Origin of the sequence: Williamwhitmania taraxaci (assembly GCF_900096565.1) — a bacterium.
GTDB classification, from domain to species: Bacteria; Bacteroidota; Bacteroidia; order Bacteroidales; family Williamwhitmaniaceae; genus Williamwhitmania; species Williamwhitmania taraxaci.
Map to the genome: position 1 here is coordinate 60,585 of NZ_FMYP01000001.1, position 12,128 is coordinate 72,712.

Consider the following 12,128-nt stretch of genomic DNA (forward strand, 5'->3'; position numbering starts at 1 on the left):
CTCTGTGTAAAGGGGGTTAAGTTAAAGGTTAAAAGTTAAAAGTTAAAAGTTAAAAGTCGGAAGTCAGGAGTCCGAAGTCCGAAGTGGCTGGCCTACAGTCTGAATTCCTCTGTGTAAATCTGTGTAAAGGGGTTAAGTTAAAGGTTAAAAGTTAAAAGACAAAAAAAGACAGCAGTTATAAGTTACTCGATTACAGTCTATAATAAATATTTCACAGTGTTACTCTGTGTTTCCACCGTGTTACTCTGTGTAACTTGAGGCTGAGAGTTAAAAGTCGGAAGTCAGAAGTTGCTCGTCTATAATAAAAATTTCACAGTGTTACTCTGTGTGTTACTCTGTGTGTTACTCTGTGTGTCCATTGTGCAACTTTGTGTAACTTGAGGCTGGAAATCCAACACCATAAAAATTTCATGTCCACCAGTTAATGAAAAACGCCCCGACTTATTAGATCGGGGCGTTTTTTTATTGTGCAAAGTTGTTGGGCACATGGTATTGTGGACCCGTTTCGGGTATTTTAAATACGGTTACCTTTTCGTTCCCAATATTTGTCCGGGTACACCCATTATTATCGGTTAGGAAAGTTATCGTGTAATAATAATTGGTAAACGGTGTTGCTCCATCAACATATGCAGGAGGTGTTGCCGGCGAAAAGGTATACGGATCTGCTGCAATTGTTGGTATAACTTGGGTTATTGGTATTGCAGCCTGATCGGAGATAGTTACCGTAAATGGACTTGCGCCGGCTGTAAAGTCGATAACAATTTCGGTATTATCGCCGTTGCAAAGCGTATCGAGCACCGGATTAATCGCTATAGTTGCATTGGGTAATGGATTAACCGTTACTGTTCTACTTAAGTTCATGTTTTCGGTACATAGAGTGGTGGTGTTTTGGGCTATAGCGGTATACGTTCCAACAATGGTTTGTAAACCGAAGCTGATCACAGCACCTATTCCGGCAACGGTATTCCCGGTAGTTACACCATCGCGATACAGGGTATAATCAACGCCTACAACAGAGCCATTCAATCCAACGGCAACCCCTGTTCCTCCCGTACAGTATGCTCCGCCTCCCGTAACGCTGAAGATCTGGGGTAATAGATTAACTGTAACACCCATGGACAGCGGAGCGCTATTGCCACATCCGTTTGTTGTATACACACTGAGCGAACCACTTCCTGCATCGCTTGCAAAATTGAGGCTAGCCGAATTGCCGTTAGCGGTAACTACTGTATTTAATCCTGTATAAGCCCAAGTATATGTTACCGTTGGATCATTTGCTACGGAATAGAGAACGTTTTGTTGACCGCGACAAACACTCGACGAGCTTAAAATAAATGAAACAGGTTTAACCGGGTTTAACGGAAAGGTTATTATAACATCGTCGAAAGAGGAACAGCCACCATTGGTTATGGTCCACCGGAGGGTGTACGATGAGCCATTGGTGCCGGTAAATAGGCTATTAAAAATAGTAGGGTTACTTACTGTACCGCCAATACCGCTAATAATACTCCAGAGTCCGGTTCCGGTAGTAGGTTCATTGCCTGCTAGCGTGGCACTTGTTGCCCCACAAATGGATTGGTCACCTCCTGCGGTGGCGGTAGTAGGAACTGTATAGGTTGTCACAATTGCAGGATCGACAACTCCAGTAACTACCGGCGCAATATGAGGCAGATTATTGTAAGTGAAGCTGATTAGTTGATAGGTTGTCCCAGATGCATCTGTTGGCAGAGTAAAGGGTAATGCACTTACGGTAATGGGCGCTTGTGCAACTCCACCCTTTTCATAATTCAGAATATAATTCAGGTTGGTTGCATCGACACCGGTAAATGACACCGGTATTCCCAAAGCACCACATACAGCTGCTGCGGGATTTAACCTAGCTCTGGGTTTGGTTACATTGATACATGCAGTAGAAAAATCGCTCGTTCCTGTTCCCGGGATAGTTATCCTACTCGTGGTTGTAACCGTTCCGTTATTGTTATTGCCAGAGGCTGTCGAGGTTGTTATTTCTTCCCACTTGGTTGTACCCGTATTGTAGGTTGCAACGCGCATATCCGTCAATCCATTTTGTGTCATTAAAGGAGTTAAATCGCTTGATGGATCCCATTTCAAGTTAACAATTGCTTGACTTGAGGCAGGAGCATTTATTGTCCAATAATCTTTTGAATTGACATAAGTAAGAGGCGCAGTAAAGCTGGTATAGGTAGGATTTGGATTAAAATACTCAGCAGTCCAGAGCAAAGTGCCTGTTTGTGTTTGCGATAGGGTGAGTTTGTTTCCAAGATTCGTATCTTTTCCAAGAGGGAAAATGAAGTCATCACCCTGATTGATACTCTTAATTAAGGGGCCGTCGACAAATGAAGAAACACTACCGCCTGAAGGCGTAACACAGTTAATTGCGGTATTGGTTATCGTCAATTTACTGGTTGAATTGGTTGTAATGTTTCCATTGGTCAATAATAGATTTCCACCAACTTCAAAGGCACCTCCGGTATTAATGGTGAGTCCGGTTGGATTATTTATTTCGAAATGGTTGAATGCATTTGCTCCGGAAAAGTCACCCAACGTACCACCAATAATTTGTGGAGCCGAACCTGCAAAGCTGACAATAGCACCTGCACCACTACCACAAATAAACGCACCGGTATTGTAGCGCTCCATCGTTCCTTGAATGATGAGTTTTTTATTACTTACACTATTGTCGAGGGTTGGACCATCTATTAATAGCTGCGTGCAAATGGTAAGGTCCTTGTTTGGTAATGCCCTTACACCAGTGCCAGTAAAGTGGAGTTTAGGAATTGATGAAAACAGGTCGGCAATAATCGTAAAACTTCGTGTTCCACCATATTCAAGTGTAGCACTGTTTGCACAATCGAAGAAATTGGTATAACGTCCGGCAGGGAAAGTGGCACTTTCGAGATAAAGGGTTCCATTTCCGTAAACGGTACCAAAGTTGTTGCCCATGTATGGATATACCACTCTCAATCGACCATTGATTGTCATACGGTAGGTGAACGCATAATTTGCATCAATTGAAACCGTATCTTGAGGACTGATGGTAACAATAAATCCATTTGGACCGGTGGTAAGTACATAAGGATCAATTATGTTTATTTGTTCCCAAATGGCTGGATTATTCCAGTCGCCATCGGCAATACTTCTAAATTCAGGAACATTATTGGGTAGTGCCGCATCAATACCGCAGGTATACTCTCCACTAAGGTTATCGGAAAGAGGATAATCAAATGTAATGGTATTGATTGTTTCATTAACATTATCGGTAGTTGGCCCGGTGGCCGATTTAATCCAGCTTGTTCCGATAGGAGGATTTAGTAACGCCGCTGCGATATATTCGGCTTCGGTATTTATTCCGTTTACCTTAACATCGGCTTGCAGGTAACTAAACACAAGCGATCCGGCAACACCCTTAATTCCATCACTTTTTACTTCCCAGTAATAACCCAAAACATTGTTTGGATCGAATACTCCCGGGTGATTAGAGTTAACATTGCTTACCCGAATATAGCCAACTTGTGTATTAGCGGTATAGGTTAATACTGCCGGGGTGTATTTATCGGAGGTACCTAACGGATAGACAAATGTTAACCCCGGACCACTATACACATCGAAATATTTTTGCAAGCCTAAATCGCTAAAAACTCCATCGGTAGTAATCATTTTAGTTTTGCTAAATGAACTTCCTTCAATCGAACTATTCACCCCTAGGGTAAGCAGGAATTCGTTAATATCGAAAATACCGGTAGTAAGTTTAAAGTTTTTCTGTAGGGTAATATCGTTGAGCAGGGTAGCACCGGCGGAATTGTTCAATTCTAAACGGCCGAAGGTGCCGGTACCGGAAATGGACTGCAAGTTGCTGCCATTTAAAATCACACCTCCCTGAACGGCATCGCCATCGTAGTTGGCCTTATTAATCAGATTCCCCTTAACATTAACATTAAACGTGCTATTTAGCAGCTGACCCGTTCTGAGTTCAAGGTTATTGAAAACGGTAATATCTCTGATTAAGGTAAGTGAGGTAACCGGATTGACCAACAGATTATAGAAATCGGTGGCCGTATTGCCTTGAATAGATTGAATACCACCACTAAAAGTAGTAAGGTTGTTGTAATGGTTGTATGCCCCATTATTGGTAAAACCACCTTTAACAGTAAGGTTTATATTGAGGTTTGTATTCATGTCGAGAATACTGTTTGCATTGCTCAACATCAGGTCGCCATTAAGCGTTAATGCGCTAGTGAAAATGGTGACTTTTGCATTACGAGCTGTTCCTGACGTTTTGCCGGTAATTGTTAAGTTATTTAGTGCAACGTTTGCATCAAGGATATAGTTTTGAACGGCGTCAACCACTGGTCCAATCGACGGACTTTGGGTAAAAATTATTTCGCCACCGGTAACCGTACTCGATGCGGCACGAATGTATAAGTCGCCGAAAGTAGTTCCGCCACCACGCACAATAGTAATGGTACCTCCGGACATATTGAAAACACTACCCGGATTGTTCTCCACCTCAAACTTAGCATTTCCAGGAATTGCCGCTTGACCGTTAACTATTAAATTACCACCACTCTGGTAATATTTCAACACACCATTTGTTGAAGAAGGGTTTCGGCGTATTTGGCCATTAACAATCAGATTACCCCCACGAATATCGATGGTTGACGCACCACCGCCGGAATATTCAATATCGTTATTATTCACAGTGGTGCCATTGATTGGGCCAACGTATACCTTTCCGTTCGCTACCGTTAGCTTACCATTCAGGTATAAATCGTTTGTATTAACATTGCTATTGGCAATTAATATATTTCGATTGGACGCATTGTCCGGATAGTCGATATATAAGCCCGCTGTTGATGGAATGGTAAATGGAGTTGCTCGGGTGATGGTAAAATCCGTACCGGGATCGGTACGACTATATTTTAGCGTTCCGTTTTGTAGGGTCAACCAATTATCATTTGGGGTGGTGAGTGTGCCACCAATGTTTATGGTAAGAGTATCGGCCTGCGATGTACCTTTGTTTACGGTAACATTACTAAATACTGTTGTTGGTGTGCCGGCAGTATTTGTAATTGATGCTGAATTCATTCCAAAGAAAGTAGTATAAACATTATATGCACGACCACCGCTAGTACTACTCAAGGTAACACGATTATTATTGATAAGTGAACCACCAATAGCCAGCGTATTTGTAATAACAGGAGTGGCAAAAGGATATGCAGCATAGTATTCCATAACTGCTCCTTCGGCAATCGTAACATTCCCTTCAACAATTAGGTGTTGTGGCGTTTGGTCGTTAAAAAACTCAAAAGAACCCGCATTTATATTAAGATTCCCCATTACTCTTATGGTTTTCTCAATAGTTGGATTATATGCTGTTGCATCCCCATAAGGCCAAATGTTCGTATTCCAACTCATTGCAATCCATGCTGTTGTTGCATCGCCTGTGCATGTTAAATCACCATAAATTGTTGTATAGGCATTATTTGGCAACACAAGATTATCGCCTCCTTTTGCCCTTACAATAAGGTTGCCGTATTGAGTAACATTTGCTGGAAGAATGTATAAGGCACCCACGTCTCCATCAATATCGTAAAACTCGGTTGTCCCGGAATTTACATTGAAATCGGTAAAATCCCCCGAAGGAAATGTGAAAAAGCCGGGTATTGTATTATTGGCTGTTGCTGGAGTTGTAACCCGAAATAGGCCATTTCCGTTGGGATGTGAAAGAACAATACTAAACGTACTTCCAGTGTAAGTATAAATATCCAAAATTGCTCCCGTTTCAATTTGTAAACTAGCGCAGCTGGCATTTGCCGTAAGGGTAACGGTGTTATTATTTCCTATTACAACAACATCGTTAGCTCCTGGAGTAGTTGATGCTGGAAGTCCTGCATGTCCTGTATTAGACCATGTTGAAGCAACATTCCACGGGCCAGAAGTTAAACTGTAAAACTTAGTAGGTGTTCCAAATGGTTCGCCCCCATTATCGTCGCCAGCCGTAAACTCGCCATCAATATAATTAACCCCGGCTAATGTAGTTCCTGCTCCACCAATAACATTATTAATAGCGTCGTCTACATCGTTTACAGTCCCTTTAGTCCAGGTATAAGTTGTATTGTTATATTTAGCTGCTTTATATTCATCCTCCGTAATTCCAGTACCTGTAACCACATCGTTTTGAGAATAGCTATATGAATGGGTAATCGTTGCCGAACCTAATGTAAAACCAGCCGATTTCACCCTCCAAAAATAGGTAAGGCTTCGGTTTTTCATTGTAGTGTTCGGGTGTTCATATCCAACAGGAACTATCGTAATTGAACCATAAGTTGTTGGAAGCGTTCCAAAAGCAATGGTGGCAGGCGTATACTTTACTGCTCTTGCCGGGATTAGCGTAGGGGCTCCTACTGGGAAGGTAAAACTGGTGGCAGAAGATGAGTATACCTTAGTGATACCCCCGTCGCCGGCATTTCCGCTGGTTTGTATATATCGGGTGGCGCTTGCTCCGACAACGGTTGCCGATGCACCCAATTTTAGGTTGTATGTCTTTAAATCGAATAGTTTATCCTGCGAAAGGGTAAGGGTTCCGTTCACGGTAATATTGGAGCCCAATGAAATTGGGGCTGTACCCGTATTATTATTCAACTCCAGATTCTGAAAAATACCATTTCCATCGCCGGTTATTAGCTGCGAAACATTATCATTGAGCACAATCTTGCCTGTGCCGGAATGAATGCCTGAATTGTATAGGTAGGATGCAGTGGCGATTGTGCCTGCAAGATTTATCGTTTTACCGCCATCGGCTAAATTACCGCCAACGATCATCATGGAGTCGGCAACCGAGATTGTTGTTTGTGATCCTGATAGGGTTAACGTAGTTCCTACAGGTTTATCAACCTTGAATTTATTTAAAGCAAGGGCTGTTGCTAAGTTTATCGTAAAATTCTGAGATCCGGTTCCATTAAAAATTGTCCAGTTTGTACCCGGAGTATAGGTGGTTCCATTGGCAATAGAGAAATTACCGCCCACCGAAACATTCAAATTATTAGCCGTTACCTCTCCTGATGTAAGGGTTAAGTTTTTTATGACGGACAAGGGATAGGTATCTAATTGCACGGTGGTTGCACTGCTTGCTCTTTCAATAATTACATTGCCAAGTGGAGCATTTGATCGGACGTAATGAATGGCCGCATCGGCGCCTCCGCCGGTTCCAGTAGTTGGAAGTAAATGGATTGTACCATCGGTAACGTTAATATTGCCTGTGGAAGATAACACATCAAAAACTCTACCTCCAACGCCACATGCATCATAAATTCGAACGGTACCTCCCGACATGGTAAACACATTGGTTGCTTCATTTAGGTTGAAGGTTCCTAACGTCGGATCCAAATAACCATCAGCTCTAATGGTATTTAGTGTGGTATTTTTCAACGCCGCGATATTCGAATAGTCAAGTGTATGCTGAAAGCGTCCACGAAGAATAAATGTACCTGCCGATTGATCGTAAGAGGCCAAACCGCCTCCGCCACCTGCAGAGCGTAGTTGCTTGGCATCAACAGTACCGCCTCTAATCACAAATTGCCCTGATGCGATACTCCAAGTAATTAAACCACCCGATTCTCGGGTCGAAAAATACCCATTGTTTACCTTAAATTTCCCATATACCGAAAAGGAACTACAACCGCCTTTGCCCACTCCATTAACCAAACCGGTTCCACCGGCCACACCGTAAGCTACATTTACTTCGCCGTAATCGTCGGCAGTTGATAGCACAATAACTTCCGATCCATCAAGGGTAAGCGCACCATTGGCTGGGATATAAAAATCGGAATTTGGACTAGCAGCAACACCTTCGGCGCATGTGCCCTCCGAAAGGGAAGGAATAATAGTTAATCCTTTTAAGACTAATGTTCCTGTGCGAATCCATAATGCTTTTTTAAGATTAGGATTACTTCCTCCACCATCGCCCCCTGCAATATTTGCTCCATATAAGCGAAAATTAGGATATGCCGAGGAGTAAACGGTTAGCGAGAAACTCTGATCGACTCCTTTGTCTAATACTAAATTATAGAATATGGTGGTATTATTACAGGTAAGGGTATTGTCGTTAGCTCCCTGAAAATAAACTGTTGCAATTCCGGTGGTAGCATCCTGAACTGTAGGTGGAAAGAGATTGAAAATAGGGTAGGCAATATTTGTAAATTTCACCGTTCCATTATTCGTAAAATTTCCCTTGATTACCACTCGGTGCGATTGGGCATCATAGTAATTAATAAATGGAGCAGCCGAAACAGATGCAATATTCAGTGGACTGGTTACGGTATTTGTTACTCCGGTACCAACGGTCATTGAAGCTCCTGCATCTACCGTAACATTACCATTTATGGTAAGCTGTCTTCGCGCTGCAGTGGTATTATCATTTATTCGGTATGTACCTTGTTTCACTTGCAAATCACCGTTGAGGATAATGTCGTTCATTTGTGTTGCGATAACTCCCGGAGCCTTAATGCGCAGGTTGTTATAGGTTGTTTGGACTGCAGGTAGTGTGAAATCGGTTGCATTATAGTACTCAGTTGTACCACCTCCGCTATTGACAAATGTATTTGTTGTAGCAGTAGGGAAACTTGCCGAAGCCAATCGCAATGTTCCGCTGCCGTTCAATGTCATTAATCCGGAGGTAAAGCTGTAGGTTGCCATATCAAGAATACCTCCCTCGTTGATATTCACTTCGAGGTTTGCCACGGCAATATCCGAAGGAAGGGTAACCGTTCTGCTAGTTAGAATAACTACTGCATCACCTGCACCTGGGATAGTAGAACCCACCTGAGTTGTTCCACCGGGGTCGGATGTCCAGGTTGTGGGCACATCCCAGTTGCCGGTTTGGTAAGAGAAGTAGGTTCCCGGCACTGGGCCTGCTGTCCATAGGGTGCTGGTACCCTTAATATCGGTGGTCCCGGTTATGGTAAATGAGTTGGCCCCAAATGTTTTGGTTCCGGTTGGAACTTGCCAAGTTACATTGGGCTTGTTGTATATTTCTGTAGGAAATGTAGTTATCTCTGCCGGAGCGTAGGTGAAGGTAGCCGTTATGGTTTTTCCTGCACTGGAGGTAATAACATCCCAAAATTTTTGGAGGTATTTCGAACCTAGTGTAAATATTTTTTCGGTTCGGGCATTAACGGTGCCGGTAGTTGCGCTTATGGCATCGATACTTGCCGGAGAGTAGAATCCGCCTGCACCAATTGGAAAATGGATAGGAAGAGTGGCGATGGCATTCCTAATAAGGTAACCGGTGCCATTCGTCTCTATCATGTTTGTGGCACTAAAGGCTGCGCCTTGTATGGCGTTGGTTGCATTGTTGGATATGGTTAAGCTGTTGTTGCCCAGCTGTAGTATGCCGGAGGTTAGGGTTAGGGTATTGGCAACCGTGGTGGCTCCTTGTAGCGATTTTGTTCCGCCCCCAGACACTGTTAAATTTTGGTAATTTGCACTTGCAAAGACCTGTTGTGCCAATGCACTTGTGTAATTTACATTACTTCCTGATGCTGCAGTTGTATTCAGTGTGCTTAGGGCGTTGTTTGCTCCACCTAAATTCAATGTATGGGCAAGGCCGGCCCCAGTCATGTTAATTGTTCCGGTTACATTAATCAGATCTCCTGTAAGATTTAGAGTTTTGGCAAGAACGGTACCAAAATCTAGAATTCCATCAACAGTTGCACTTCCTGCAATATTCCAGGTTGCGGGTGCTCCTCCTAACGCCAGCGTTGCATTATTATTAATTATCAGATTGCCGGCTATGTTATAATTTCCGGAAGCATTTTTTGTAGTTGCTGTGCCACCTGTAGTTAATGTAAGGTTACCGTATACAGGTGTATTTGAAACAGTTTGACCCACATTGGCTTGGTAAGCAATTGTGCTGTTAGCATTTAAACTGTATGCAAGAAATGTTGGTAAATTTACCACGTTTGTAGTAGACGTTGAACCCAAGGTCAGGGTAGTTCCTGCATCCATGGTCAGTGTTCCAATGCCATTTCCTGTAATTTGTCGTGCACCAGTTGCTAGGGTTGAACTGCCTTGTATTGTAAGGTTATTGTTTACTGTAATATCGAAGGCGAGAGTTTTTGTGCCGCTTGTTGCAATTATAAGGTTTCCATATGCTGGCGCGTTTGCAACAGTTTGGTTTCCATTGGACTGATATATTACCGTACTGTTGTTGTTTAATGTAATATTTGCAGCTGAAAAATTTGAAGGAAAAGTAGTGGCAGTTGCACTCCCTGTGTTTCCTAAGGTTAAAGCTGTTCCAGCATCCATGGTGAAGGTGCCAGCAGCATTACCGGTAATATTATATACATCGGAAGCTAAAACAGCACTACCCTGAATGGCCAGATTCCTTACTGTAGTTGCGCCAATAAGGGTTTTTGTTCCGCTGGTCGATACGGTTAAATTATAATATGTGTAATTACCTATATTTTGTGCTCCTGCATCATTATAGTTGACTGTTCCTGATGTTGGTGCTGTAGGGCCACCACCAGCGGTACTGGTTATAGCCCCTCCGGTAATAGTTCCACCAACGTTTAATGTACCTTCTGCGGTAAATAGTAAATAGGTTTCGAAATTGGCACCGCTCATGGTGATATTTCCACTTACCGTTACAATACTGTTGGCATCTGAAAGCAAAAGGTAGTTGTCACGGTTTGCCCCAGGTGTATCATTCATTGTAATGCTGCTGCAAGTCAGTGAACCACCTGACACATCAATACTTGCATTTTCATTACCGTTTCCAATATTTGTAAAGGTAATAGCGTTAGTTACAGCTAGGCTTGTCGATGCCGGAATGGTTAAACTGATTAGGCCGTTAGCTCCTCCAGTATAATTTATAAGCAAGCTGTTGCAGGAGTAGTCGCCATCCAGGGTAACTGTTAGATTGCCATTCCTTGCGATTACAACATCATCGCCTAAGCCTGGAATTGTGCCTGCTGAAGCCCCCGCTGCGCTTACAGTTGACCATGCGGTTAAGCTCGACCAATTATCGTTGCCCGCGGCAGTTCTCCAATAGTAGGTTGCACCAAATGAATTTAACCCCATCATAACTACTAAGAGTAGCGTTATAGTCAGTGTTTTACGCAGTATTCCTGTTGTTTTTTTGGAAAACAAGTGCAGGTTGAGTAGAGATTGTTTCATTGTATTGGGGTTGGTTGCAGGGGCCATTATCTTCATTTCGAGTAGCGTTTTAGCGTAATGTATTCTGTTCTCAATTTACGATATTATTGGGAGTATTGATGCTTAGCGCCATTAATTTGGTTGGCTAAAAGTAAAACTTCCCTCTCAGTTACTTATTACTAGCAAAGAATGTCCTAAAATCGGGTTAGAAGCAAAAATAGTAAATAAGAAGCAATATTTGAACCATTTGCTACATTGCGTTGTAATAAAACCGATTGATGTTTATGTTGATTATAATATACCATAAAACGACCGTTTTTGGACATTCTATTGCATTCAAGTTATTTACGCTGTTCAATTTAGTGTAAATCACTCATTGTCCTAACGAACAATAGAGCAATAAGGTTATTCAGGATATGACGCAATGCTCTTTTTTTTGATGTGATGCAGCAATGCTTTGAGGAATACAACTATATATTGAGGTAATGAAGTCAATTGGACAATACGGCAATGTGCCAATTATACAATGAAAAATTAGACCTATGTTGTAAGTTGAAGTGCTTATTTACTAGCTATTACCCCCGCCTTTTAGGCCGAGGTAACTCTGCTTGTGGTAGTGGATAATTTGCCCCGTCCTTTAGGCCGCGGTAATGTTTGTTGTGGCAGTGGACTACGGATAATTTGCCCCGTCCTTTAGGTCGGGGATAACAAATGCAAAATGGATAGGTGGCGCGCACTACAACCGCATATCGAATGGTATCATCCTCGCCACCATTTAGATAGTAAAGGTTATCTATTTCTCATTTTTCCTCTGTGTTCTCAGTGTCTCTGTGTTCCTTTTATTTTCCCACTGGTTATCTTAGTGCAAGGAGACTAGAAGCATGCCGGACTTTCAGCCCTGAATAACTCTCTGCTCTTACACACAGGGCTGCGCCCTGTGCTTTTACAGGCAG

General features: G+C 42.6%; 1 protein-coding gene. It reads right to left on the reverse strand.

The genetic code is table 11. The annotated features are described in order from the left end of the window. Positions 1 to 462 precede the first annotated feature (462 nt). Complete coding sequence (locus tag BLS65_RS00280) at positions 463 to 11,232, reverse strand: beta strand repeat-containing protein (RefSeq protein ID WP_092434003.1); 10,770 nt, start codon at positions 11,230 to 11,232, stop codon at positions 463 to 465. Positions 11,233 to 12,128: the final 896 nt, after the last annotated feature.

Coding starts and splice junctions, on each gene's coding strand:
- BLS65_RS00280 (WP_092434003.1), bottom strand. CDS start 11,232: ATGAAGATAATGGCCCCTGCAACCAACCCCAATACAATGAAACAATCT.